This is a genomic window from Allobosea sp. 05L423 (genome assembly GCF_056397745.1).
This window is the reverse complement of the sequence record NZ_JBFTOA010000002.1, coordinates 46,517-70,256: the sequence shown is the minus strand read 5'-3', so window position 1 is coordinate 70,256 and position 23,740 is coordinate 46,517. Positions and strand designations below refer to the sequence as shown.

General features: G+C 60.2%; 24 protein-coding genes and 2 pseudogenes. 12 read left to right on the top strand and 14 right to left on the bottom strand.

Going from position 1 to position 23,740, the window contains the following annotated elements; genetic code table 11:
* The first annotated feature begins 1 nt into the window (after nt 1).
* From AC1DNE_RS04405 to AC1DNE_RS04375, 7 genes are all read left to right on the top strand, one after another.
* Complete coding sequence (locus AC1DNE_RS04405; protein ID WP_476766186.1) at nt 2-865, top strand: branched-chain amino acid ABC transporter permease; 864 nt, start codon at nt 2-4, stop codon at nt 863-865.
* The gene (locus AC1DNE_RS04400; protein ID WP_476766187.1) at nt 858-1,853 is read left to right on the top strand and encodes a branched-chain amino acid ABC transporter permease; all 996 of its coding nucleotides are present in this window, start codon (nt 858-860) and stop codon (nt 1,851-1,853) included. Before AC1DNE_RS04405 ends, AC1DNE_RS04400 begins: the two co-directional genes overlap by 8 nt.
* Nucleotides 1,846-2,622: an ABC transporter ATP-binding protein gene (locus AC1DNE_RS04395; RefSeq protein ID WP_476766188.1), complete on the top strand. Its 777-nt coding sequence runs from the start codon at nt 1,846-1,848 to the stop codon at nt 2,620-2,622. The genes AC1DNE_RS04400 and AC1DNE_RS04395 overlap by 8 nt, the downstream gene beginning before the upstream one ends.
* 1 nt (nt 2,623) lies before the next feature.
* Nucleotides 2,624-3,376 carry an ABC transporter ATP-binding protein gene (locus tag AC1DNE_RS04390; RefSeq protein WP_476766189.1) on the top strand — a complete coding sequence of 251 codons (753 nt, stop codon included), beginning with the start codon at nt 2,624-2,626 and terminating at the stop codon, nt 3,374-3,376.
* A gap of 11 nt (nt 3,377-3,387) precedes the next feature.
* Nucleotides 3,388-4,206: an N-acyl homoserine lactonase family protein gene (locus tag AC1DNE_RS04385; protein ID WP_476766190.1), complete on the top strand. Its 819-nt coding sequence runs from the start codon at nt 3,388-3,390 to the stop codon at nt 4,204-4,206.
* 135 nt (nt 4,207-4,341) lie between these two features.
* Nucleotides 4,342-5,316, top strand: coding sequence for a Bug family tripartite tricarboxylate transporter substrate binding protein (locus tag AC1DNE_RS04380; protein WP_476766191.1), 975 nt, complete (start codon nt 4,342-4,344; stop codon nt 5,314-5,316).
* Nucleotides 5,317-5,537: 221 nt separating this feature from the next.
* The gene (locus AC1DNE_RS04375; protein ID WP_476766192.1) at nt 5,538-6,344 is read left to right on the top strand and encodes an IclR family transcriptional regulator; all 807 of its coding nucleotides are present in this window, start codon (nt 5,538-5,540) and stop codon (nt 6,342-6,344) included.
* Nucleotides 6,345-6,386: 42 nt separating this feature from the next.
* Here the strand turns inward: AC1DNE_RS04375 and AC1DNE_RS04370 are convergent, their stop codons facing one another.
* From AC1DNE_RS04370 to AC1DNE_RS04335, 8 genes are all read right to left on the bottom strand, one after another.
* Complete coding sequence (locus AC1DNE_RS04370) at nt 6,387-7,094, bottom strand: 4-carboxy-4-hydroxy-2-oxoadipate aldolase/oxaloacetate decarboxylase (RefSeq protein ID WP_476766193.1); 708 nt, start codon at nt 7,092-7,094, stop codon at nt 6,387-6,389.
* Complete coding sequence (locus tag AC1DNE_RS04365; protein ID WP_476840921.1) at nt 7,091-8,080, bottom strand: NAD(P)-dependent oxidoreductase; 990 nt, start codon at nt 8,078-8,080, stop codon at nt 7,091-7,093. The genes AC1DNE_RS04370 and AC1DNE_RS04365 overlap by 4 nt, the downstream gene beginning before the upstream one ends.
* A 34-nt stretch (nt 8,081-8,114) precedes the next feature.
* Nucleotides 8,115-8,822, bottom strand: coding sequence for an ABC transporter ATP-binding protein (locus AC1DNE_RS04360; protein WP_476766195.1), 708 nt, complete (start codon nt 8,820-8,822; stop codon nt 8,115-8,117).
* 25 nt (nt 8,823-8,847) lie between these two features.
* Nucleotides 8,848-9,567: an ABC transporter ATP-binding protein gene (locus AC1DNE_RS04355; protein WP_476766196.1), complete on the bottom strand. Its 720-nt coding sequence runs from the start codon at nt 9,565-9,567 to the stop codon at nt 8,848-8,850.
* Nucleotides 9,568-9,641: 74 nt separating this feature from the next.
* The gene (locus AC1DNE_RS04350; protein WP_476766197.1) at nt 9,642-10,526 is read right to left on the bottom strand and encodes a branched-chain amino acid ABC transporter permease; all 885 of its coding nucleotides are present in this window, start codon (nt 10,524-10,526) and stop codon (nt 9,642-9,644) included.
* A 1-nt stretch (nt 10,527) separates the two neighbouring features.
* The gene (locus AC1DNE_RS04345; RefSeq protein ID WP_476766198.1) at nt 10,528-11,418 is read right to left on the bottom strand and encodes a branched-chain amino acid ABC transporter permease; all 891 of its coding nucleotides are present in this window, start codon (nt 11,416-11,418) and stop codon (nt 10,528-10,530) included.
* 131 nt (nt 11,419-11,549) lie between these two features.
* Nucleotides 11,550-12,704 (bottom strand): ABC transporter substrate-binding protein, encoded by a 1,155-nt coding sequence (locus AC1DNE_RS04340; protein WP_476766199.1) that lies wholly within the window; start codon nt 12,702-12,704, stop codon nt 11,550-11,552.
* Between the two features lie 27 nt (nt 12,705-12,731).
* A complete protein-coding gene (locus AC1DNE_RS04335) occupies nt 12,732-14,093 on the bottom strand; it encodes an NtaA/DmoA family FMN-dependent monooxygenase (protein ID WP_476766200.1) in 1,362 nt (453 codons plus the stop codon).
* Between the two features lie 108 nt (nt 14,094-14,201).
* Here AC1DNE_RS04335 and AC1DNE_RS04330 point away from each other — a divergent pair, with 108 nt between their 5' ends.
* Together AC1DNE_RS04330 and AC1DNE_RS04325 are read left to right on the top strand one after the other, a co-directional pair.
* On the top strand, nt 14,202-15,119 hold the full coding sequence (locus AC1DNE_RS04330) for an SMP-30/gluconolactonase/LRE family protein (RefSeq protein ID WP_476766221.1): 918 nt from the start codon (nt 14,202-14,204) through the stop codon (nt 15,117-15,119).
* A gap of 28 nt (nt 15,120-15,147) precedes the next feature.
* Nucleotides 15,148-16,149 (top strand): flavin reductase, encoded by a 1,002-nt coding sequence (locus AC1DNE_RS04325; protein WP_476766201.1) that lies wholly within the window; start codon nt 15,148-15,150, stop codon nt 16,147-16,149.
* Nucleotides 16,150-16,219: 70 nt separating this feature from the next.
* On the opposite strand, the gene AC1DNE_RS04320 is transcribed toward AC1DNE_RS04325, so the two are convergent.
* From AC1DNE_RS04320 to AC1DNE_RS04295, 6 genes and pseudogenes are all read right to left on the bottom strand, one after another.
* Nucleotides 16,220-17,092, bottom strand: coding sequence for an isocitrate lyase/PEP mutase family protein (locus AC1DNE_RS04320; protein WP_476766202.1), 873 nt, complete (start codon nt 17,090-17,092; stop codon nt 16,220-16,222).
* A 284-nt stretch (nt 17,093-17,376) separates the two neighbouring features.
* Nucleotides 17,377-17,946 (bottom strand): S-(hydroxymethyl)glutathione synthase, encoded by a 570-nt coding sequence (gene gfa, locus AC1DNE_RS04315; RefSeq protein WP_476766203.1) that lies wholly within the window; start codon nt 17,944-17,946, stop codon nt 17,377-17,379.
* Between the two features lie 274 nt (nt 17,947-18,220).
* Nucleotides 18,221-18,385 (bottom strand): annotated as a pseudogene (locus AC1DNE_RS04310) (integrase core domain-containing protein); the annotation flags it as partial.
* A pseudogene (locus AC1DNE_RS04305) lies at nt 18,386-18,502 on the bottom strand (IS3 family transposase); the annotation flags it as partial.
* An 81-nt stretch (nt 18,503-18,583) separates the two neighbouring features.
* Entirely contained in the window at nt 18,584-19,378 is a 795-nt protein-coding gene (locus AC1DNE_RS04300; RefSeq protein WP_476766204.1) for a metallophosphoesterase, read from the bottom strand.
* Nucleotides 19,379-19,423: 45 nt separating this feature from the next.
* Nucleotides 19,424-20,530, bottom strand: coding sequence for an HAD family hydrolase (locus AC1DNE_RS04295; RefSeq protein ID WP_476766205.1), 1,107 nt, complete (start codon nt 20,528-20,530; stop codon nt 19,424-19,426).
* A 337-nt stretch (nt 20,531-20,867) separates the two neighbouring features.
* Here AC1DNE_RS04295 and AC1DNE_RS04290 point away from each other — a divergent pair, with 337 nt between their 5' ends.
* From AC1DNE_RS04290 to AC1DNE_RS04280, 3 genes are all read left to right on the top strand, one after another.
* The gene (locus AC1DNE_RS04290; protein ID WP_476766206.1) at nt 20,868-21,251 is read left to right on the top strand and encodes a helix-turn-helix domain-containing protein; all 384 of its coding nucleotides are present in this window, start codon (nt 20,868-20,870) and stop codon (nt 21,249-21,251) included.
* A gap of 1,201 nt (nt 21,252-22,452) precedes the next feature.
* Nucleotides 22,453-22,680, top strand: a complete 228-nt coding sequence (locus AC1DNE_RS04285; RefSeq protein ID WP_476766207.1) for a hypothetical protein — start codon at nt 22,453-22,455, stop codon at nt 22,678-22,680.
* Between the two features lie 202 nt (nt 22,681-22,882).
* Complete coding sequence (locus tag AC1DNE_RS04280; protein ID WP_476766208.1) at nt 22,883-23,740, top strand: PDDEXK family nuclease; 858 nt, start codon at nt 22,883-22,885, stop codon at nt 23,738-23,740.

The window sequence follows — 23,740 nt, the reverse complement described above, 5'->3', positions numbered from 1 at the left end:
CATGCTTCCTCTGATTTGGCAGGGCGCCATCACCGGCTTGCTGTACGCGATCGCGTCACTCGGGCTGGTGATGGTATTCAAGAGTTCGCACATGGTGAACTTCGCGCATGGAAGCATGGCGGGGTTCTGTGCCTTCATTGTCTACATGATCACAAGCGGCCTGGAATGGCCGTGGCTTGCCGGCGTGTTGGTGGCGCTGATCACTGCAGTGGGGCTTGCCACCATTGCCTATTTTGCGATCGCGCCCCTGATCACGAAAGAAGGCACGACGGCGACCATCGCGACGCTCGGACTCGGGCTCATGCTGCAGGGGCTGATCCTCAGCCTCTTTGGAGCCAACATCGTCAATCTCGATCTGCCTCTGCCGTCCTGGTCGATGCAGGTTCTCGGGTTCAGGATCACGCTTTATGAGCTGGTTATCCTGGGGGTTGCCACATTCATCGTTGTATTCCTCTTCCTGCTCATCGACCGGACCCGGCTGGGCATCGCCTTCAGGACGGTGTCGACCCACGCCTTCGCGGCAGAGGTCTGTGGTCTCAGCATCCGGCGCGTCCATCTCTTCGCCTGGATCGCATCGGCAATCCTGGGCGTCATCGCCGCAGTGCTCATCGTCCCGACCACCTTCCTGAGCTCGACGACGGTCACGACTTTCATGCTTCAGGCTTTTGCGGCGACGGTGATCGGTGGCTTCGATAGCCTGCCTGGCAGCATCATTGGCGGGATTCTGGTCGGCATCGCGACGAACCTGTTCGCCTTTTACGTGGCCCCGGAGTTCATGAACACCTTCCTTCTGGTCTTCATCTTCACGTCTCTGACGATTTTTCCTGGCGGCATTCTCTCTCGCAGGATTGGTGGCCGTGTCTGATCGCACACTCTCCAGCCCGGCTGGCTCGACGCTGAATTCAGGATTTGGCGACAAACTGGCTCGATCGCTCGACACGGCGCTGCTCCTGCTGCTGCTCGTCGTCCCGTGGGTTGCTCCCAGTTTCTGGACCTATATTTTTGCACTATCGCTTGCGAACGCGATCGGGGTTCTCTCCGTGAGCGTCCTCATTCGCTACGCGGGCGAAGTCTCGATCGGCCAGAACTTCTTCATTGCCGTCGGCGCCTACGCCGTTGCGATCCTGCAAGTCAGGCTCGGGATTCCGTTCCCGATCGGCGCAGCCATCGGCGCACTGCTGGGGTGCCTGATGGGACTGGCTTTCGCCTGGCCTTCTCGCAGGCTGTCGGGGGTCTATCTCAGCGTGGCGACGCTGGCTCTCGGGCTCTGCGTTCCGGAGCTGCTCCTCCACTGGACCGACATCACCGGCGGATTTGAGGGCATGAACGTCAAGCCGGATCTCGTCGCCGGCGTGCCTGACGGTCTTCAACAGTTCTACGTCGCGCTGGCCGGCTTCGGCATCGTGGTCGTCGCCCTGGCCCGCTTCCGGCATTCCCGGTTCGGAATTGCCCTGCTGACGGCCCGCCACCATGCCAAGGCCGCGGAGGCATTCGGGATGCCCCTCGCTTCCGTCAGGCTTCTGGTCTTTGCGCTCAGCGCCGGCATCGCCGGCTTCGGCGGCAGCGTCCTCGCGTTCGCGTCCTCGACGGTGTCGCCAAACAGCTTCACCTTCTGGTCTTCGGTCTATCTGCTCGTTGGCTCCGTCGTCTGCCTGTATTCCACCAAGCCGGCCGCGGCTTTCTTTGGCGGGCTGTTCATCACCGTCCTTCCGCAACTGCTCTCGGATTACGGCGAGCTCGTCGAGATCATCTACGGCTTCACGCTCTTCGTGGTCATCTACATCTTCAACATCGCCCTACCCCACATTCGAGCAGCCATTCGGCGAAAGCAGGCCCGCAATGGACATGGCTAATCGTGGAGCGGGGCTGGTCGCCAAGGACGTCAATCTGGCCTTTGGCGGTATTCAGGTACTCAAGAACGTCAGCGTTTCGTTTGGCCCCGGCGCGATCACCGGCCTCATCGGCCCGAACGGTGCCGGCAAGACCAGCTTCTTCAACTGCCTCACCGGGCTCTATCGCCCCAGTTCCGGCGATATCTCTCTCGACGGTCGCGAACTGAAAGGCGTCTCGGCCTCGCGCCGCGCCCGCCTGGGGATCGCGCGCACCTTCCAACATGTCGCTCTTTCTCCGGAACTGAGCGTCGCGGAGAATGTTCAGTTCGGCCTCCATGCCTGCCGGACGAGCGGCCTGGCCGACGCGCTGCTTCCCTTGCCGAGCGCCTGGAGCGATCGCGAGGAGAGCCGGCACAAGGCGATCGAGGCTCTCTCGCTCGTTGGTCTGAGCCATCTGGCCGACATTCCCGCCGGCGGCGTCGCGCCCGGAACCCTGCGGCTCGTGGAACTGGCGCGAGCGATGGTTGGCCGGCCGCGTGCCCTACTCCTCGACGAGCCTGCGGCAGGCCTGAATTCCTCGGAAACGAAGGACCTGGTCCACACGCTTCGACAGATCGCATCGAGCGATCTGGTCATGATCGTCGTCGAGCACGACATGGATTTGATCATGCAGATTTGCGACGTCATCAATGTCCTGAACTTCGGGTCCCTGATCGCTGCCGGGTCGCCTGCGGAAGTCCAGGCGAACCCGCTGGTGGCCGAGGTGTATTTGGGGGCAGCAGATGACTGACATGCTGCTCGTCGAGAACCTGTCCGCCGGCTATCACGGAAGCCCGGCCATCGAGCAGGTGAACCTGCGTGTCGAAACCGGTAGCGTCTTCGCGCTTCTCGGCGCGAACGGCGCCGGCAAATCCACGCTCCTCAAATGCATCGCCGGGCTGATGCCAGCCTATTCCGGGCGCATTGTTTACAAGGGCAAGGACGTCACGAGCGAAACAGCCCGGACGCGCGTCAGGGGTGGCATCTCCTACGTCCCCGAGGGGCGCGCGATCGTCACGAGCCTCAGTGTCGACGAGAACCTCCTGCTCGGCGGGCTCCACGTTGAGCGGGCCGTGGTGCGCCAGCGTCGCGAACTCGTCCTGGAGCTGTTCCCCGAGATCCGGGAACGGCTCACCTCTCCCGCCTGGCAACTCAGCGGCGGTCAGCAGCAGATGCTCGCGATCGGGCGCGCGCTCATGTCCGGCCCCGAGTTGCTTCTCCTGGACGAGCCGTCGCTGGGGCTCTCGCCGCTCCTGGTGAAGCGCGTTTTCAACCAGTTGGGCGAGCTGCAGAAGCAATTTGCGCTCACGGTCGTGCTGGTTGAGCAAAACTATCGGCTCACTTTGAAAGTGGCCCAGGCCGCTAGCTTCATGCGCAATGGCAGGATCGTCGGGCACCACAATGCCGCGGACCTGCGGACGCCCGAAGCCTACCAGAACATCATCTCAGCCTATTTCGGCTCGCCGTCCGAAGAGACGGCCGCCGGGGCTGCTGTATCGCACTGAGGGATATGCCAATGACCACGCGCCAAGCCGCACCGACCTATGACGTCTATGCGATCAAGTACGCAACGAACCCCAATCGCACCCGCGGTCATAACTTCATCAAGGACGCCGATCCGCTGGCGCCCCTCACCATGGACTTCTTCTGCTGGGTGATCATCGGCGATGGCAAGGCTTTCGTCGTTGACACCGGCATGGCGCCGGAAAAAGCCGCGCGCCACGGGCATCAGTTCATCGCGAGCCCGGTCGAAACGTTGAAGAAGCTCGGCGTCGAACCGGCCTCCGTCGAAACCGTGATCATGACTCACCTGCATTACGACCACACGGGTCACACCGAGGCCTATCCGAACGCCAAGTTCCTGCTCCAGCAAGAAGAGATGGCGCATGTGACCGGGCCGTATATGGAAACGCCGTTCTTTCGGCACGCCTATGAGGTCGACGAGATTCAGAAATTTCTCGGTTATCTGCACAGCGGACGGCTGAAGCTTCACGGGCGAGACTTCCAGGTTGCCGACGGCATTTCTGTTCATTGGGTCGGCGGTCACACGGCCGGACAAGAGGTTGTCCGGGTTCGCACGAAGCGTGGCTGGGTGGTACTCGCCTCCGACGCTCTTCATTACGAAGAAGAGCTGACGAGAGGCGTGCCATTTGCGATCGTTTTCAACGTCGCGGACATGATCAAGTCTCACGAACGCATCCGAGAGCTCGCTGACAGCGACGACCACGTCGTCGCTGCGCACGATCCAAAGGTGATCGACCTTTATCCTGCCGCCTCTCCGGAATTGGCCGGCTTGGCGGTGAAGGTAGACGAAGCTCCGATCAAAGGACTCTAACGGAGCGCAGCCGATTGACTGGGCTGAACATTAAGATCTCCGGCAGCTGATCTACCGCAAAGCTGGCCGCGCAACGTCATCACTGTGCGGCCTGACAAGCATCTTCAAACGAAATCGGGAGGAACAGCTTTGTTCATGCGAGTTAAGGCCGCACTTGTCGCGGCGGCATTCGGCCTCGTTTTCGTACCGTCCGTCGGAGTGGGGCAACCTGCGGATAACAGACCTACCACAATCATTGTGCCTTACTCGGCCGGCTCTGCGTCGGATATCCTCGCAAGGCGCGTCGCGGCCGGCATGGCAACAGCGCTCAACAGCCCATTTATTGTTGAGAATGCCGTGGGGGCCGGCGGTATCGTAGGAACGCTTCGAGCGCAAAAGGCGCCGGCGGACGGCAAAACGTTGGTCATCGGAACTCAAGGCACGGTTCTGATGAACAAGTTCATCTACAAAACACTGAAGTATGACCCGGACAAAGATTTTGTCCCGGTGATCAACCTTGTCTCATATCCCAATCTCGTGCTGGTTTCGAAATCGCTCAACGTGAAGTCGCTTGCGGAGTTCGTTACGTTGGCGAAGTCGCGTGCGGCTGAAAAGCGGCCGCTTAACTATGGATCGGGAGGCGTCGGCTCCTCATCCCATCTCGGCGCGGAATTGCTGAAGCTCGAGGCCGGAATCAATCTTGTTCATGTCCCCTACAAGTCGATTGCGGATACCTCATCTGACATACTGGGCGGCCGGCTGGATGTGATTTTTGGCAGCGTGAGCACGTTCGCGCCGTTCGTCGTCAGCGGAGAACTGGTTGCGTTGGCGGTCACGTCAGCTGTCCGGTCGCCTGTCTTGCCGGATATCGCGACGATTGCCGAACTCGGCTACCCAGGCTCTGAGTTCTCTGCTTGGAACGGGTTGTTTGCTCCAGCGGGAACACCCGACCAGACGGTTGAGAAACTGCGGGCAGCCGCGATCAAGGCAACGACCTCTGTGCGAGGAACTTTCGCCGCAGAGGGCACCGACGTCCAGGCAGACGCACCTGTCGCGTTCAAGGATTTCATTTCACGTGAGGGGGACAAGTGGGGCCCCGTCATCAGCAAACTCAACATCACTCTCGACTAGTTGCTGCAAGCAGCGGCTGGCTTCTCAGCTATCGGAACGGCGTGAGCGGATCTCCCGCAAGCGCCGTTTTCCTTTTTTGAGGCTGAGCGATTGCTTGTTCCTGTCCGGCCGCTCCAGCCTCGCTTCAAACATGCGTTCAAACCGCCATGGGGCCCGGTGGCATCCCGGCGGCCTCTGCGATATGGTTCATCTTCCTTCACAAAATAGATTTCGACGGACGCATGCCTAAGGAATTTGATGCAGCAAAGCAGCATTCGGGCCCGCGATCGGTGCTCCGGGTTTTAGAGCTGCTTCAGATGATCGCGGGCAGCACTGACGGCTCAACGTTGACGGAACTTACCGTCAAACTCGACCTTCCAAAAACAAGTACTTTTAGCCTTCTGAAGGCGCTTGAGGCAGGCGGGTACATTACTCAACGTGCAGGGAGATATGTGCTCGGGCTCCAGGCGTTCCGCCTCGGCGTGAGCCTTAACCAGACCAGTTCACTTGCTCCGCACGTTCGCCCCGTGATCGAATGGCTGGCTGAGGAAACCCAGGAGACCATCCTCCTGGCGATTGTCGCGCCAGACGGTCGAGAGTTGAGCTATGTCGATGTCATCGACGCCGACCATCCGCAACGCTTCACGGTCAGGATCGGAAATCGGCGCCCATTCTACTGCGCCGCAGCTGGCCTGGCGTTGCTGGCCTTCCTTCCGCTCGAATTCCAGCAGCGCTATATCGCCGAGACGACCTTCGTAAAATTCACCAACGATACCGCCGATCGGGATACCCTCATCGCGCTTCTGCCGGAAATCCGGCAGCAGGGCGTGGTGCTGGATGCAAACGGCATCATCGATGGCACCGCTGCCGCCGCGAGCCCGGGTTTTGACAGCGCGGGACAGATCGCTTGCGCGGTCTCGATCGCGGGGCCGACGACTCGCCTCGTCTCGGAGCGTGCAAGGTTCGAGGACTTGGCACTCGAAGCCGGGCGACGGATATCTGAGCGTTTGGGCTATCGGGGTGATTTCCCCGCCAAGTGGCCGATTTGAGGGCCGATGCAACCGCAGCGGATTGCACCGGCCCCGAGCGGACTAGGCGTCCCGCCAGGTCTTGTCGTGCTGCTCGATGCCAGCCGCCTTCACCGCCGCCGCCATGTTGAGGATCTCGAACAGAGATTCTCCTGACTTGATCCTCTCCCGGACGGCGATCTCCTTGTTGGCCCGCTCGCGCGCGCCTTCGACAGCTCGACGCAATTGAGCCTGAGGGATCACGAGCACCCCGTCATCATCCGCGACGATGACATCGCCTGGCTCAACGAGGACCCGATCGACGACGACCGGCACGTTGACGCAGCCAGGCCCCCGCTTCTCGGGATGCTCAGGCGAGATGGCGGTCGCCCAGACCGGAAAGTCGAGCTCGCGCAGCGCCTCGACATCACGGACCGCGCCGTCTGCAACGACGCCAGCGATGCCCTTTTCCACTGCGAAGGTGCAGGCGACATCGCCCCACAGCGCGCCCTGGCTGCCGCCTCCGTTGGTCAGAACAAGAATCTGGCCGTGCTTCGCGACGTTGAGCGCGACATGGATCATGAGGTTGTCGCCCGGATAATTGTATCCGGTCACCGCCGCTCCGCTGATCCGCTTCCCCTGCAGCAAGGGCCGCATCCGGGGACCCATGAGCGACATGCGACCGGCGACCGGTCCGAGCGCTTCATGCAAATCCGCGATCGCGAATTTTGCCGCCTCTGCGACAAGATCGGGATCCGGCTCAGGAATTCGGGTGTAGATTACAGGCTTCATCGCATTTCTCCCAAGGCTTCTCGGTTGAGGAGGGTGACGGGAATCCCGCCGGCAAAGACAGTCTCGACGACCTCCGCGACCGCCAGCGCCATCCCTTTCATGCTGCCGCTGGTCACCCCGGCGACGTGCGGACTCAGCACCACGTTCGGCAGTGCCAAGAGGGGATTGTCCCGAGGCGGCGGCTCGACTTCGAAGACATCGATGCCGGCGCCTCGAATGCGGCCGCCTCTGAGGGCATCGGCCAGTGCCGCCTCGTCGATCAAGCCGCCTCGCGCCGTATTCACGATGATCGAGGAGGCCGGCATCGCCGCCAACTCAGCGGCGCCCACGATATTCCGCGTCTTCGCGCTCAGCGGTACATGGACCGAGACCACGTCATGGCGCATGAGCTCCAACAGGTCCTCGACCTTGCGCACGCCGACGTCCTTCATCTCCTCCGCTGAAACGAAAGGATCGTAGGCGCTGACCTGCATCCCGAAGCCCGCCCCGCAGATCTTCGCGACGTACCGGGCGATCTGGCCGAAGCCCAACAGGCCAAGCGTGCCGCCCGTCAGATCCCCGAGCTCGAGCGACCAGCGTTGGTCGAAGTTTCCGCTGCGCATCGAGCCGTCCATCTCCCGGACGCGCCGCAACACCGCAAGCATGAGCGTGACCGCTCCCTCAGCCACAGCGGTCGAATTGGTGCCACCGGGTGTGTTGGCAACGAGGACACCTCGTTGTGTCGCGCCGGGAATATCGATGTTGTCTACGCCGGAACCGTGCTTGGCGATCAGGCGGAGCTTCGGCCGCGCATCGATCCAATCCTTGGTAATCGGGAAGGTCCGCACGACGGCGACACTGGCCTCGCTACACCGCGGATCGTCCGCAGCCGCGGCTGGCAAGATGAGGTCGAAGGTCTGACCGAGCCGTTCGATCCCAGCGGGATGGATCGGGTCGAGGATAACGGCGACGGGCTTGCCACCTTTGTCAGGGTTCATATTGGGCATCCTGAAATTGGACAGTGACGGACGATCTTCGCGCTCACCCCGAGCCGAGATAGATGTCGCGAACCATGGGGTCGCCGCGCAGCTTCGCTGCTTCGGCCGCCAGCAGGCAGGAGCCGGATTCGAGCACGAAGCCGTGCTGGGCGACCTGAAGAGCAATGCTGGCGTTCTGTTCGACGAGAAGAATGGAGAGACCTGTCTCACGCAGCCCGGCGATGACTTCGAAAATCGACTGCACGATCTTCGGAGCCAGGCCGAATGAGGGCTCGTCAAGGATCAGCAGCTGCGGCCGACTCATCAGAGCCCGCCCAATGACGAGCATCTGCTGCTCCCCACCGCTGAGCGTTCCGGCGACCTGCTCGCGCCTTTCTGCCAAAATCGGGAACATGGCAAAGACGCGGTCGATATCATCGCCTGACGATGCTTCGTGACGGCGCACGTAAGCACCCATGCGCAGGTTGTCATTGACCGAAAGCCGAGGCAGGACGCCCCTTCCCTCTGGGACGACGGCAAGTCCCCGCTCGATCCTCGAGGCCGTGCTCAGCGAGGTGACATCTTCGCCGCGAAACCGGATCGAGCCCTCGCGGGCGGCCACGAGGCCGAGGATGGCTCGTATCAGTGTGGTCTTGCCCGCGCCGTTTGCGCCGATCAGGCAGGCGATCTCGCCTTTCCTGACGCGGAGGTCGACGCCGTGAATGACTTCGCTGCGACCATAGCCACAGCGCAGTCCGATCACGGCAAGCACAGTCTCCTCGGAAGTCGCATTGCTCTCAGTCATGATGGGCCTGTGCTCCGAGATAGGCTTCGATGACGGCCTCGTTTGTTCGAATCTCCGCCGGCGTGCCCTGTGCCAGGAGCCGCCCGAAATTCATCACCCAGATCCGCTTGGCGACTGACATGACGAGCTTCATGTCGTGTTCGACCACCACGACGCGGCAGCCGGTGGTTTCCGCGAGCGTCTCGAACAGCGCGCAAAGCCGCTGCTTCTCGGCCGTGTTGAGGCCGGCCGCCGGCTCATCCAGCAACATGACGAGAGGATTGGCAGTCATCGCACGCGCCATCTCGACAAGACGCTGTTCAAGCAAGGTCAGGCGGTCCGGCCATAAGGACCATAACCGCGGATCGACTCCAGCCGTTTCCAGGCAGGTCTTGGCGCGCTGCTCTGCCGCTGCCGCTGCCGCTCCCGAAAACCAGGCGCGGGCGTTGCGGGGAAGCGCCGAGCGTGCAGCGAGGGCCACATTCTCAAGGACGCTCAGGTGAGCGAACAGGCGCACGCCTTGGAAAGTCCGGGATACGCCCGCGCGAAAGATCTCATCGGGCCGAATTCCGGTCACGTCGCGATCGGCAATACGGATGAGCCCCTGCGTAGGCTGGACGATCCCGGTCAGGAGGTTGAACAGTGTGGTCTTGCCAGCCCCGTTCGGGCCGATGATTGCGCTGACGCCCGGGCCGGGCGGGATTTCCAGGCTGACGTTGCTGAGCGCCGTCACCCCGCCAAATCGAACATGGACATCCTGGAGCGCAAGGACCGGAACGACAGCGGCTGATTTCACGTGAGCGATGCTCATGGCACCGTCCTCGCGGCCTCAGGGGCACGCCCCGCCAACCGGCGCAGCCGTTCCTTCACCGCGGCGATGGTGGCGTGGGTAATCAGGCCGGAGGGCCTCAGGAGCAGGACGCACAGCGTCACGCCCGCAACGAAGATCAAGCGATATTGGGCAAGCCCGCGAATGAGCTCGGGAGCATAGCCAAGCACCAGGATCCCGAGAACCGCACCATAGAAGCGATCCAGCCCGCCAAACACGATCGGAAGCTGCAGGGCGATCAGGAGGGCAAAGCCGAAATCATCTGGCCGGATGAACAGGACATAATGCGCGTACAAACCGCCCGCGAGGCCGCCAAGGCCGCCTCCCAGGGCGAAAATCGTCAGCTTCGTTGCGATCAGCCGCACGCCGAAGACGGGGACGATGAACTCGTCATCGGCGATGGCCGTCCTGAGCTGGCCGAGCCTGCTGCGGTCCAGCCACCAGAAGCCGAACACGACAATCGCCGCGATCGTGGCCACCATGCCCAAGGTGGTGTGCGAGGGAATGCCGACCATGCCACCCGAGCTACCCACAGCCTCGACATTGTTGAGGATGATGCGCAGCGATTCCGCGAAGCTCAGGCTGAAGATGGCATAGGCGAAGCCGGTCAACCGAACGCGCGTCGCCAGCGCATCGACGATCAGGGCGCCGAAAGAAGCGGCCAGCGCACCGGCAGCCAGCGCGACCGGAAAGGCCACGTCACAATCGCGCGTGAGATAGGCGCTGACAAAGGCGCCGATCGAGAAATAGCCGGCGATGCCAACGTCGAGCTGGCGCATGGAGAGCGGCAAATAATGTCCGAGCGCCGCGATAAGATAGATCAACTGGATGATCGTGAAGGCTTCGAGGGCACCCAGGCTCATGTCAGACGCGCTCCGCTGACTTCTGGCCAAGGAGACCGGCCGGACGGAAGAACAGGATCACGACCATGGTCATGAAGGCGAAAAGGTCGCGATAGGAGGTCGCCAGATACCCGGCAGCGATAGCCTCGACTAAGCCAAGCAGCAGGCCGCCGACGATGGCTCCGGGCATGCTCCCGAGCCCTCCGAACAACACAATGGCCAAGGCCTTGAACTGCAGGTGTTCCCCGACATACGGATCGATCGCCGGGATCGTCAGTCCGAGAAGCACACCGGCAACGCCGGCAAAGGCAGAAGCTAACGCGACGGTCTGAGCTGAAATCGCATTGACCCTCACCCCGAGCAGGGATGCGATCAGCGGGGCGTCAGCGACCGCCCTGATTGCAAGACCCAGCCAACTGCGCTGGATCAGGATGGTCAGGGCAATGACCAGAACACACGCGACCAGGACGACAACCGCCTGCCCTACGGTAATGTGGAGAGCTATGCCGCCGAACTCGGTTCTCAGGAGCGTTGACGCGATGCTGTCCGGATAGGAGATCGGCTGTCCCTGCTGAACGGAGAGGCGCAGGATCTCTTGAATGATGGTGGCGATCGAGACCGTGGTCACCAGCGCGATGAGATGGTTCTGGTCACGGACAGGGCGCAGCGCAACGAGTTCGACGGCCAGACCGAGAATTGCGGCTCCAGCACTTCCGAGGATGAGCGCAACCAGCACGCTGCCGGACCACTGGAGGGCGAAAAGCCCGATATACGCGCCGCTCACGAGCACGGCACCGTGGGCTAGATAGACCACCCGCAGGACCCCGAAGATCAGCGTGAAGCCCACAGCCACAAGGGCATAGCTTCCACCGATCGTCAGGCCGTTGACGACTTGTTGAAGAAAGATCTGCATCCGAGCGCCTTGGATAAGGGGAGTCGAGAACACAGCGTGTGTCCGCAGCCAGAGGCGCGGTTCGCGACACGACGGCACGGTGACGGTTTTGCAGCGGGAGCGCATTGAGCGCCCCCGCTGCAGACGCCTCGCTAGTTGGCGACTCGCGTCGGCTTCCCGTCTCGGAACACCAGAACCGTGGCCGGCTTGATCGCGTAACCACCAGGCGCGATCGACATGGCCCCGGAGATGCTTTGCCAGTCCTTCAGGGCAGCAAGCTTGTCAGCAAAGGCCTGGCGCTCGGCATTGCGCTTGTCCGCGGCGCCGCTGGCGGCCACGTTCTCGATCAAAGCCTTGACCAGAAAGACCAGGTCATAGGTCTGCGTGCTGAGCTGCGTCGGAGCCCTGCCCTTGTTGCGACTTGAGAACGTCTCGACGAAGCGCTTGACCCGCGGATCGTCCGACGAAGACGGGTCGAACTCCGTATAACGATAAACACCTTCCAGCGCTTCCGGGCCGGCGGCCATGACAAGCGGCGTGAAGGCCGATTGCGTGATGAGGATGGCAGCCTTTGAATGGGTGCGCTTCATCTCCTTCATAACGCCCACGGCACCTTTGTCCGTCGTCGACAAGATCACCAGATCCGGGTTGAGCCCCGCAATCCGCGTGACTACCGGCCCGAACTCAAGATCAGTGCTGCTGACGGTCAAAACTTCGGTCGGAACGGCCTTGGCTTTGAGCGTGTTCAGCGAAACCGTGCCTTGGTCGTTGGCGGCGGCGTCGCCGCGGTCGATGACGACCACGGCTCGGGTCGGCTTAAGCTTCTGGACCAGCAATTCGACCGCCTGCGGGGTGATGACCGAGGCCGGGCTGGCGTAAGTGAAAGTCCAGGGCCGGTTCTTGTCCGTCAGACCGCTGGCAGCCGCCGATGACGAGATCGCCGGGCAGTCGATTTTGTTGGCGATCGGAAAGGCGACCTGTGCCTCATTCGACATGCTGGGGCCAAGAACGGCGAACGCGTCCTGGCAGGCTTGGCGCATCAAGCTCACCACCTGGCCATTATTGCTCTGGGTGTCGAGAACCGAGAGGTCGACCTTGCGGCCGGCAATGCCCCCGGCGGCATTGATCTCGTCTCTTGCGATCTCCATCCCGAGCTTGAACTCCACCGCATAGTTCGCGTAGGGGCCCGTGACAGGCAGCAATGTCGCCAGCTTCCAATCGGCGGTCTGCGCCTCGCCTGGCGAGATAGACAGTAATGAAGCAGCAATGACGCAAACCGCGCCCTTGAAGGCGAACTTCCTTTCCATACTTCCCTCCCTGAATCTTGTTATTTTTTAGCTTAGAAGATTTTCGCGAAACGTCCGGCCGCGATATGATGTTCTGTAAACTCCACGGCGTTGGAGGATCGGGACGACCTCATCGACGAAGTGCTCGATGCTGGTCGGGGTCACGGTCGGCGTGACGTTAAAGCCATGGCAGCCAGATTCTCGCCAGAAGGTCTCCAGCTGGTCTGCGACCTGCTCGGGAGTGCCGACGAGCTGGGGCACGCCGACGGATTTCCCCCAGTGCATCGCGACGTCGCGGAGCGTCACCGGCCGGCCTCCGAAATTGGCGGACATCGCGGCCATCAGCCCACGCGATCCCTGGGTGTCGATTTCGACCAGGGGCTTATCGAGCTCCATCTGGCTGAAGTCGACGCCGAGCGAACCTGACAGGCGACTGAGCGCAGCGTCCAGTGGAATGCGCTCGAGGAGCTCCTCCTGATGGCGCTTGGCTTCGGCCTCGGTGCCACCGAGGATCGGTTGAATTCCGAATGTCACGCGCGGGGCTTCGGTACCTGCGTCAGCCGCGGCTCCATTGAGTTGACGCATGAATTTCTGCATCCCCTGGAGATGCGGCTGGATGCCGAACACCACGTCCGCATGCTTCAGAGCGAACTGCTGGCCGCGTCCCGACGAACCCGCCTGGAAGATAACCGGTCGACCTTGAGGCGAGGGAAGCGTTGGGGAGGTGGTGTGGCACTTGTAGTAGGCGCCTTCGTGCTTGATGACGTCGACCTTTGATGGGTCAGCGAACACCCCGCTCTTCCGATCTGCCAGGATGGCGCCATCCTTGATGCCGCTCCAGAGAGCGTAGCAGACATCCATGAACTCATCCGCTTTGTCGTAGCGAACATCGTGGTCGAGTTGCTCTACCCCCAGCGCTCGGTGTTCGCCTCGCAGATGGCCCGTAACCACATTCCATCCGACACGACCGCCGCTCAGGTAATCGAGGGTCGAGAGCGTTCGAACCGCCATGTAAGGCTGGATTGCCGACACGGATAGCGTCGCCGCCAGGCCGAGATTTTCTGTCGCTGCGGCCAGGGCGCTCAGCAGAACGATGGGATCGTGCGACGGCCATGACACCCCGTACCGAACAGCTTCATCGGTGCGCTCATGGAAGCGATCGAATGTTCCGGGCGTATCGCCGAAGAAAACCCCATCGAACAAGCCGCGCTCCGTTGTCCGCGCGAGGTCCTGCCACATCTTGAGGCTGCCCAGCGTTTCCAGACGCTGATCGTCGGGATGGGCCCAACTCATAATCGTATGGTTGATCGGCGAATGGATCAGGAAACTGATCAGGTGCATGCCGGTCGTCACAGTTTTCCACCCTCTCTGGCAGCCGACGGCACGCCTGATCGGCAGTGCGCTGGCCATTCGTCGGTGCGTTTCCTAAGAAATTTTGTTCTTGTATCGGAACGCGAGTTCCTATTAAAGAACTGACTATAACGATTGATCCATGTCAAGGGTCGCGAGGGAGGAATGATGTTTGCAGCGCCGCCAACCGTCGACGCGACGGTCTTCACCGAGATTCCAGATCAGTTTTTCAAGGCCGGTCAGCGGTCGGAATGGGCGGAAGTCCAGTTCAACGGATCTCCGACGCCCACCTTCCTCGAAGGGCCGTCATTCGATCGGAACGGAGACCTGTGGGTCGTAGACATCCCTTGGGGCCGGCTATTCCGCATCACGCCCCGCGGAGACGTGTTTGTCGGGGCAGAATATGACGGCGAGCCGAATGGGCTGAAATTTCATAAGGACGGCCGCGGCTTTATTACCGATCACCGCCGGGGAATCATGGTTCTCGATCCGGTCAGCGGCCGTGTCGAGCCGTTCCTGGAACGAGTTAACCTGCAGAGCTTCAAAGGGGTGAACGACCTCGTCTTCGCGTCGAACGGGGACATGTACTTCACCGACCAGGGGCAAACAGGACATCACGATCCGAGTGGCCGGCTCTATCGGCTCGATTCCGCCGGAAAGCTTGACTGCATCTTGGATGGCATCCCAAGCCCGAATGGACTGGTTCTCAACAAGAGCGAGACAGCCGTCTTCCTGGCAGTCACGCGGGCCAACGCCGTCTGGCGCGTGCCGTTAATGCGTGATGGATCCGCCAGCAAAGTGGGAACCTTCATCCAGATGACCGGTGGAAGCGGGCCGGATGGTCTAGCAATCGATGAGGATGACAACCTCGCCGTCTGCCATGTGGGCCTGGGAAGCGTTTGGCTGTTCGGCGCGCTGGGAGAGCCGATCCTGCGCATCAAATCGCCGGTCGGTCATTTGACGACGAACTGCGCTTATGGCGGGCCGGATCGCAAAACCCTCTTCATTACCGAGTCCAGGAGCGGAACCATCCTGACGGCCCAAATGCCGGTCGCCGGCCGGGCAATGTTCTCTCATCACGACTGAAATCCGCCAGTTCCGGAAAGGACAGATCATGAGCTCCTTGCGCTGTCAGCAGCCGACGGAATTTGGTGATCCCGCCGCCGATCCGGCATCGTTCCGACGGTGCCTCGGCCAGTTTGCGACAGGTGTGACGGTGATCACGGCCTCCAGCACTGACAGCCTCGTCGGGATGACCGCAAATTCGTTTTCTTCGGTTTCGCTCGACCCTCCCCTAGTCTTGTGGTCGGCGAAACGAGGCAGCCCGAGCTATCCGGCGTTTGAGTCCGCTTCACATTTTGCAATCAACATCCTGTCGGACGATCAGATTCATCTTTCGAAGCACTTCGGGAAATCGGGTCCAGACAAGTTCGACGAGGTTGCCTGGGCACCCGGTGCTGGGGGCGCACCTTTGCTGCATGGTGCCCTCGCAAGCTTCGAATGTAGGCGAGTAGCCAGTTACCCAGGAGGCGATCACACCATATTCCTAGGCCAGGTCGAGCGCTTCACGCGGCACGATCGCTCAGCCCTTCTCTTCGTCCAGGGCCGCTACGGCATCGCCGCAGATCACCCGGAAGCTGCAACTCAACAATCGCCACATCAAGATATCGCCGCGGGGCCGATGAACGAATTCCTCACGGCGCTCCTATATCGGGCCCATGGCTCGCTTTCGGACGCCCTTGAGGAGGGACGCAGGGCCGAGGGCTTGAGCCTGCTTCAGACACGGTTGATGTCGGCGATCGAGACGCTCCCGAACAGGAGCCTCGAGGATCTACTTCCGCATCTGTTTTTGGGGGCCAATGCGGCCCAAGGAACAGTGCATGAACTAGAAGCGATGGGGATCGTTGCGGTCTCGAACGAAGGATTGCTGACGCTCACCGCCCGCGGGATCGATCGAAGCAGGGCACTCCTGGCTCGGGCCAGAGATATTGAAGCCCGCAATATCGCTGATCTGCCTGCCACGGACGTTGCGGCGTGCAGGCGAGTTCTCAATCGCCTGATCAGCCGCGGCGACGACCAACCCCTTTCCATGGGCTCGGCGAGACAGGCCGTTTGACATCGGATGAGCGCTCACGCTCATCCGATACAAGATCCGGCTGCTCGTAGCCGGCAGCGTTCCTGGCCAATCAGCGAACGAACCGTTCCTGCCACGATTTCATTTCGTCTGTGCGATCCAGCCTTCTGAGCTGCTCAGGCGAGGCTGACTGTTCAAGCAGATGATCGACAGAGGGCAAGCTCTGCAAGCTGCGATACGCGTCATCGATCGCTTTGACCGCCATCCTGTAGGGCAGATGCGGCAAGAACCGGATGCGAACGCGGGACCTCGCGAGCAGGGCCTCATCCTGGATCACCTCCGGCGATAGCCCCAGAACGAAGATCGGCAACTGGGTTGCAGATGCGATGTCGGCCAGGTCTTGCCGCTCGTTAGGGAGCTCGGGAAACATCAGAGCTTGCGCACCAGTCTCCGAGTAAGCCTTCAGACGCCGAAGCGCCTCGTCATGGGGCAGCTCGGAAAGCGCGCTTGTGCGAGCGACAATGACCGTATCCTGGTCGCGCCTCGCGGCGACGGCTGCACGCAGTTTCCCCACCTGCTCCTCCTCGGAGAGCATCAGCGAATGTCGGCGGGCTGCCTCGCCAAACGATCGCGGAACTGCGTTGTCCTCGATCTCGATCGCGCTGACGCCTGCGGTCTCCAGTTCGCGAACGGTGCGGGCAATATGGAGAGCGTTTCCGCCTCCGTCGTCCGCGTCGACGATCAGGCAGCTATCGCTGACACGAGTGATCCGTTGGCACACATCCACCAGGTCGCTCATGTTCGACAAGTTGACTCCATCGGGAACAGCAAGATTGGCGAACTTGCCGAACGAGCCTGATAGCTTTGACACTTCCCAACCCTGCATGTCGGCAATTCTCGCCGAAAGCGGATCAAAGATCGGCGCAGCAGCAGAGCATAAATTCCGGCACAATATGTCGTTGAACTTCTTCCGGACCGACAACATCGCTTGCTCCAAGCTAGATTGCACGGTTGAAAGAGAGCTGAGCTCGATCAAACCATGGCGTTGAAATACTTCGCGACGAAGACACATCTCGGACCAACCGCCGGTCTGGGATGAAACATTACTTTGCTCATCGCCTGGCTGCTCAATTGCTCGACCATCTCAGGCAGGCAGATCAATGCGCCGAGGCGCTGCATTGAGCTCACAGGAGCCAATAAGAGCCACGGTGCTGAGTTACTCGGCTTGGTCTTTACGCGGGATTGGTGAGACGATAACTGTCGCCCCAATCAATCGGCTAGAACACCGCTCCTTTTCGCCGTCCATGTCGCCAGGTAATCCATCAGCACCGGTGACAGGCAATCGTACGGCGCGAGGCCAATACCTTCCAGCTTGCTTCGGATACCATCCATCTCGGATGGATGGACGCCACTCTCGATGACTGACGATACAAAGGCCGCAAAACCAGGCTGCGGCCAATTGTCGGTATCAAAGAGCTCCGGATGGATGAACGTCAGGCCTTTGAATGCGTGATCCCGCTCCACGGGGCCATGCATGTGGGTCCTGCAATCGTCACAGGCAAAGCGCTGGATGAGGGCTGCGGGGTCAACGACAGCTAGCTTATCGCCGTTCTCGGCAACGGTGACTGCCTCCGTCGGCGCAACCGCTACGATCGAAAATGCCGCCCCGTCGGGCTTCCAGCATTTGGTGCATCCGCAGGCATGATTGTGGGCAATTCCTCCGGTGATTTTCACTCGAACAGGACGATCGGTGCATCGGCAGGATAAGGTGCCGCCTTGAAACTGAGTTTGGCCTGTCGGTCGATGAACGATGGCTGGGTGAAGCACTCGGTCCCGCATGGATTTTCCTCCCGCATTGATTTTTGCAGAGCAGCCTTGTGCCGCTGCTACTCGCAGTTAGTGATCGGAAGTCCGAAGCCAATTCGATATTTGAATATCGAATTCATTTTGGACACAGGATCACTTCACGGTCAAGGATACTTAGACCGCGACACGGTCTCACAAGGCCGCTTTGCAGACTATGCTGAGCGATTTGCCGTATTCCCTGGACCGAAAAGTCCGACATGTACTGGTCCGAAGCGAGCTACCTGTCGTCAAGAGGAGCTTGCCGTGGGAGAGTGGAACCGCGCAACCGGGCATTGAACGACTCGATGACGCCGTTCTCCCAGGGACTGCCGGGAGCGATGTAGGCAGTCTTGGCACCGACCGCGCCGATCCATTCCTGCACGGCCTTGGCGACAAATTCCGGCCCGTTATCTGAACGAACATGCTCCGGCACCTCCGCCACGCCGATCGATCGGATCGCGTCGGCAACGGATTGCCCCTGTGAGACCAGCACATCGACCTGGCGCAGCTTCGCGACGATCTCTTCGGGCTTGTGGCGCTTCTTCGGCATCTCGGTCCTCCTGTCTGCCAAAAGACATACTTCAGGATGGACCAATTCCACGGAGTTGGATCAAAGCCTCTCATCGCTCGATCAGACCTCCACGACGCAAAGCGGATCAAAGCCCCGATTCTCTCGGTCGCCGTGCAGGTTTGGATAGCCGGCCTGGTTGGCCAAGACACGTGTGCGCCCAACCATGTAATCGTGCGAACCGTGATCATGACCGTGGATCCAGAGTTCTGGCTGAAATTTTTCGATCACATGCCCAAGGTCAGAAACAAATGCCGGCGTCAGAGGACTTCCATCATGGCGTGTCTGAATGGATTTTGGATGCGGCGCGTGGTGAGTGACCACGACAGTAGGCCCGGCAAAAGGCACATCGAGCTCCCGCCGGATAAAGGCTAGATCCATTCGATGTTCTGCCGCTGCATGCCATGGCATAAATCGGCTGAAATGCCCGTCATCTTGGCGGTATCGGATCAGGCGATGATCGTTCAGCGTCTGGCCCGCGTGCACCATCGAGGGCTTCGGTGTCCCCAGAATTCGATAGTCGGTCCAAAGGATGGCTCCAATGAAGCGCACTTCGCCGACAACCACCGCCCGACGAAACAATAGCTCGATGCCGGCAATTTCGGCAGCCTGCGTACCTTTGGCGAGATCCGCCTTGAACTCAGTGCCATAAAACTCGTGGTTGCCTGGTACATAGATAATTGGGCGGTCGCGAAGTGGGCCGCCCTCCCCCTGCCGCTGCGCCATCCATTCAATGGCAGAGGAAATTGGTTGCCCAATGTCGCCGGCGAAAACAGCGACGTCGTAGTCGGGCATCGGAGAAGGAAATTCGAAACGGCCGAACTCGAGATGAATATCGCTTACGACAAGCAGGCGCATTTTGCCTCCATGTTCATCGGGGGAGTTTCGATGGGAACGAGGGTTTCAGCCGGCCTTGGCTCCGATAATCCGATCGAACAGGTCCGCTATTGGACGCGGGGCATAGAAGGACGCGCCGGCCGCAAATGACCGCTCAAATTCCGCGATTGGCATCGAGAACGCCCCGATCGCCGCCGGCCCGATTACATCGGCTTGCATCGAGTCACCGACGAACATTACCTGACGGGGTTCCAGGCCCAGCTGATTACACACGAGGTGATAGATTTCGGGTTGTGGCTTCATCAACCGCGTTTGAAATGAAAGAACCGAGACATCCGGCTTGCCGGGCAATTGCCCGACCAGGGATTTTTCGTAGGGCTCAGCGAGATTCGAACATATTGCGGTTTGGAGGCCTGCCCGTTTGACCACCTGCCACACCAAATCCATACCGGGTCGAAGCCGTACGGATTTCAGTTCCGCGTTCAGGTCCGCCTCGAGTTCAGCAAGGCGGTCTCCCGAGATCGGTGATGACAATTGCTGGGACAACTCCTTCAAGCCAACAGGGTATCTGATCGCGTGCTGGAGGAGCGAGTTTGAACGCTCACCTGCCACCAGCCAGCGAAATGGTCGTCGCTTATCCATAATTTCAACCAGCGTCCCAAACGCGTCGAAGGCGATGGCCTCTATGGGCGCCATGGCAAATCGCAAGTCTAAGTAGTCGAAATCCGTAGGAGGGAGTTGCTCGAACCCCGAAGCGGGCGAAGGATCGGCATTGGCAACAATAGCTGCCAAATGCCTTCGCACGACCATCTGCTCTCCGAAGTCACCTGAAAGGACCTCAAGCGGAGTGCGCCCGTCGAAAGGCGCTAATTTCTGCCGAGCTTTCAGCCACGCTCGCTCTTCCCGCGCTCCAGCTGCAGCCGCGACGGACCGCCGGAGATCCGCGAACACGCCCAGGATCACCGACAGGCGCAATAGCGCGCTCGTCTCAAGGACAAGGTGCTTTTGCTCCGCAGCCGTAGCGGCCCAGCCCCGCAATGTGTTGATATTGACCGCCAACAGATCGGCTTGGTGGCGCTCGGACAGTCGCCAGCGTCGCGCGATATTGACGAATGTCCGCATACACGGCGCACTCACGCGCTCGCGCTCTTCGAAGCTTCGCTCTTTGATCATGTTGCCCTCGATCTGAGTGAATCTGGTCGCAGAGAGGCAGTAACGGAACGACACGACGGGCACTGAAGGCCGACCGCTTGCGTTCGCGGGACTGGTGAGGCCGGATTGATCGGCGCGATCTCGCCGCGACTATTGTGCAGGGGAAATCATCCCGCTGCTCTCGACCGGCAGCGAGGCATTTGTCATGTTTGCCGGACGACGGATTTCGATATCAACCGCTGCCCCATCTCGCATTGTCTCTCGCTGTGCTCAGCGGGGCGACGTGTGATGTCGGTGGGTCCCCAGAAATCTAGGTTAAAAGAGTGCGGCACGGATGAGCTCTCCGTCGAAAATACCCATGCAGAAGGATGGATCGCCCAACTCCGCCAAGCCGTTCGGCGACAGCTCTTATTATACAAGCTCCATAAAATTATTCCATAAAAATGATTGCGGTCCGACACTCCTGACTGGAGCGGGCTTTCTGCCTATGCCTGCAGACGCGCCGATCCGAGGGTTCGTTTGCAGAGCCGCGAGGCTTCTTTTAGGGCAAACGCAAGATTGGCTTTCAGAAACCGCAGATGTGTCCCGGAAGACGCTTTTTGATTTCGAAGCCGGCGATATCGAGCCAAAAATTGCCTTGAACATTCGTCTCCGCAGAGCCCTAGAGGGAGCCGGGGCCAGCTTTGTAAGTGGGGATTCCGTTGAGGGCGTCGTGGTTTTTACAAAGCCCAACGTCGGCTGACTTCTAAGCTCGCCCTAGCTCCGCACGTTAACCATAATGCGCGGCATTTGATGAGATTTTTTTACATTCTGTATAACATGCAGCGAGCTCAGACGAGAAACCCGCCTCCTCGACCCTGAGCGATAGCTGCTGCCTGCTCGCTTCCGGCTTAATCCAACGCGAGGGTTTCAGATGATTCACGTCGTGCGGCCTGTCCTTTCCCGCTCCCAGACCCTTCGGTCGGCGCCGATCAAGTCGCTGGATGGTCGGGATCCTCTCTGGCGTCACCGTCAGTCGGAAGTCGACACCTTGTTCGACCCAATGCTTCTTGATCCGCTGTTCGACGAGATGGGATGCGACGCATCCATCCTTCTAAAAATAGCCAATCAGCCATAGTGCCGCTCCCGCGTTACAGCCTGGGAACACGTGACGGATGGGAGCTTGAGGACCGCTGCGCCCGGGGCTCTGACCTGACCGCTCGCGCGTGAAGCCAGAGGCAGACGGGCCAACACGCGCGCCGCCCAGCGCTTCCGCCGAAGGGCTCATGGAAAGGCGAGAGAGTACACTCAGCCGAGCGAACCAATAACGAAGCGCGATACTGCCGGCGAACTGCCACCCCCACTAGCGAACTCGCCAGCAACGGATTCACGTCGATCTGCTAGTCATTCGGGGTGGTGTCCGGCGCTTCCGGCCTGAGTGTTTGTGCAAAGCTATTATGCGCCAATGTGCCCAATAGAGCCAGCGCCGTTTATCATTTATTAAGAAATCAGAAGTCACGCACGTATACGCTGTAGGAATTAAAATAGCGCACTTCGACCAGAAGTAAACACCAAAGAGAGTGGTGTTTCATCGCTTGCCAGGTATGTTTAACAGACCTTTGAACGAAATTTTTCTTTACATCACCCCTCCCAAATCAACTAGAACCACCCCACTTCGAATTGCCGAGGCTCAGTTCGAAGGGTGATGAACTCACCGTTGAGTCTCGTGCCCCGCCATTGGCGGGAGGCCAGCGCCCACGTTTTTTTGTCGGGGCCCGTGCTCACAGCCAAAATCTGACTCTCACTCAGCTGAGCGGGATGGTCTGTGCCGGACGCATTGTGTCCGGTCAGATCAACCTGTGCGGCGGAATAGGACACGAATGCAGCGAAGCAGATACCCGCCGGAGGCTTCCACCAGAGCCTGCCTCTCGCTCCCAACGCCTAGAAAATGGTTGGAGGACGCAATGGATAAGCTCGCCTCGCTGGTAATCAGGCTCAGTCAAATCAGGATTGAGTTTGGCGAGGAAGTTGGCTCACGGGCCATTTATGCAGCGTCAGTAGCCGCCGCGCAGGTGGTGCTGGCAGAGGCCGAGGCGGAAGCACGGATCAAATCCGCGCCGGGCGCACAGATCATCGTCTTCCCGGTGATCATTCACGATCGGCCCGAACACGACAAGGAACCGCATATGTAGAGACGCAATCAACACGCCTAAGCAAAAGGGGCATTCCAGCGCCAACCGGAATGCCCCCTTCATGCGGCAAGCTCCTACGGACGTCGAAAACCCCGGAGCAGGCCTATCCAAGTCCGGCAACTGCCGAACTCAGTCTCTCGCTTATACACGAGCTTGCGAGCAATAGCAAGCAGTGTTCGCGAGATATTGGGATCGCGGTAGTGTGCCTACCGAACAGAACCCTAAGATGATTTCATTTAAAAGACTGCCGAAATATCCAATTCCACCATCCACGTACTCTGATAATATTTACGAGCCGGCCAAGGCCGAACAACCGGCGACGCCAAGCGCCGAAGCTCACCCACCGCTCACTCTCGACCAAAATCGCGAGCTCAAGCGGGATACGCTGGACAAAGTCTGGATTCCCCCCAGAGCCTCTGTCGCGAGTAGAAGACCAGCCAAGAAGTCACGTGCATCGTTCCGAGGATCGCTCGTAAACCCTCGCACCAACCGCGAGATTGTTTTCGAGAGCATCCCAGAGCGCAACCTGGCGTATATTGCGATAGCCACGCCTTCGGTGGCCGATCTGCGCGAACAAGTCGGCCCAGTGGAATACGTCGACGAGAACGGCGAGATCCACCAGCACACCATCGACATAGTCGTGGACATGAAGGCGGGTACGAGCACAGCCTTCTTTGTGAAGCCCGCAAAAAGGGTTGAACCCAGCGGTATTCGCAAGACAGTCGAGCTGATCCGGGACCAGCAGCCCCAGGTCGCAGACTATTTTCATATCCGCACTGAGCAACACATCACCCCTGATCGTTCGGCAGACGCTCGTTTGCTCCACCGAGCCTTACGATCCAGGGACAGCGACGACATCGCGACGATCCTCGCATTCGCTAGGACGCTCCGCGGCTCGATGACGATCCGCGAGGTGCTCTCTGTCACCCGCAACGATGGCTTCGGCTTCATGGCCCTCCTCTGCCTCATCGCCGATGGCGTGCTGCAGCACCTCGGCCCCGGCCGCATCTCTCGAACCAGCTTCGTGCGCCTTTCTCGCACCTCCGAAACCCATTTCTGA

What these genes read in the sequence shown, in the direction of transcription:
- AC1DNE_RS04380 (WP_476766191.1), top strand. Translation starts at nt 4,342, where the DNA reads ATGCGAGTTAAGGCCGCACTTGTCGCGGCGGCATTCGGCCTCGTTTTC.
- AC1DNE_RS04390 (WP_476766189.1), top strand. Translation starts at nt 2,624, where the DNA reads ATGCTGCTCGTCGAGAACCTGTCCGCCGGCTATCACGGAAGCCCGGCC.
- AC1DNE_RS04350 (WP_476766197.1), bottom strand. Translation starts at nt 10,526, where the DNA reads ATGAGCCTGGGTGCCCTCGAAGCCTTCACGATCATCCAGTTGATCTAT.
- AC1DNE_RS04365 (WP_476840921.1), bottom strand. Translation starts at nt 8,080, where the DNA reads ATGCCCAATATGAACCCTGACAAAGGTGGCAAGCCCGTCGCCGTTATC.
- AC1DNE_RS04370 (WP_476766193.1), bottom strand. Translation starts at nt 7,094, where the DNA reads ATGAAGCCTGTAATCTACACCCGAATTCCTGAGCCGGATCCCGATCTT.
- AC1DNE_RS04335 (WP_476766200.1), bottom strand. Translation starts at nt 14,093, where the DNA reads ATGGCCAGCGCACTGCCGATCAGGCGTGCCGTCGGCTGCCAGAGAGGG.
- AC1DNE_RS04340 (WP_476766199.1), bottom strand. Translation starts at nt 12,704, where the DNA reads ATGGAAAGGAAGTTCGCCTTCAAGGGCGCGGTTTGCGTCATTGCTGCT.
- AC1DNE_RS04290 (WP_476766206.1), top strand. Translation starts at nt 20,868, where the DNA reads ATGCAGAAGGATGGATCGCCCAACTCCGCCAAGCCGTTCGGCGACAGC.
- AC1DNE_RS04320 (WP_476766202.1), bottom strand. Translation starts at nt 17,092, where the DNA reads ATGTTGTCGGTCCGGAAGAAGTTCAACGACATATTGTGCCGGAATTTA.
- AC1DNE_RS04300 (WP_476766204.1), bottom strand. Translation starts at nt 19,378, where the DNA reads ATGCGCCTGCTTGTCGTAAGCGATATTCATCTCGAGTTCGGCCGTTTC.
- AC1DNE_RS04345 (WP_476766198.1), bottom strand. Translation starts at nt 11,418, where the DNA reads ATGCAGATCTTTCTTCAACAAGTCGTCAACGGCCTGACGATCGGTGGA.
- AC1DNE_RS04330 (WP_476766221.1), top strand. Translation starts at nt 14,202, where the DNA reads ATGTTTGCAGCGCCGCCAACCGTCGACGCGACGGTCTTCACCGAGATT.
- AC1DNE_RS04405 (WP_476766186.1), top strand. Translation starts at nt 2, where the DNA reads ATGCTTCCTCTGATTTGGCAGGGCGCCATCACCGGCTTGCTGTACGCG.
- AC1DNE_RS04285 (WP_476766207.1), top strand. Translation starts at nt 22,453, where the DNA reads ATGGATAAGCTCGCCTCGCTGGTAATCAGGCTCAGTCAAATCAGGATT.
- AC1DNE_RS04375 (WP_476766192.1), top strand. Translation starts at nt 5,538, where the DNA reads ATGCCTAAGGAATTTGATGCAGCAAAGCAGCATTCGGGCCCGCGATCG.
- AC1DNE_RS04395 (WP_476766188.1), top strand. Translation starts at nt 1,846, where the DNA reads ATGGCTAATCGTGGAGCGGGGCTGGTCGCCAAGGACGTCAATCTGGCC.
- AC1DNE_RS04385 (WP_476766190.1), top strand. Translation starts at nt 3,388, where the DNA reads ATGACCACGCGCCAAGCCGCACCGACCTATGACGTCTATGCGATCAAG.
- AC1DNE_RS04295 (WP_476766205.1), bottom strand. Translation starts at nt 20,530, where the DNA reads ATGATCAAAGAGCGAAGCTTCGAAGAGCGCGAGCGCGTGAGTGCGCCG.
- gfa (WP_476766203.1), bottom strand. Translation starts at nt 17,946, where the DNA reads ATGCGGGACCGAGTGCTTCACCCAGCCATCGTTCATCGACCGACAGGC.
- AC1DNE_RS04325 (WP_476766201.1), top strand. Translation starts at nt 15,148, where the DNA reads ATGAGCTCCTTGCGCTGTCAGCAGCCGACGGAATTTGGTGATCCCGCC.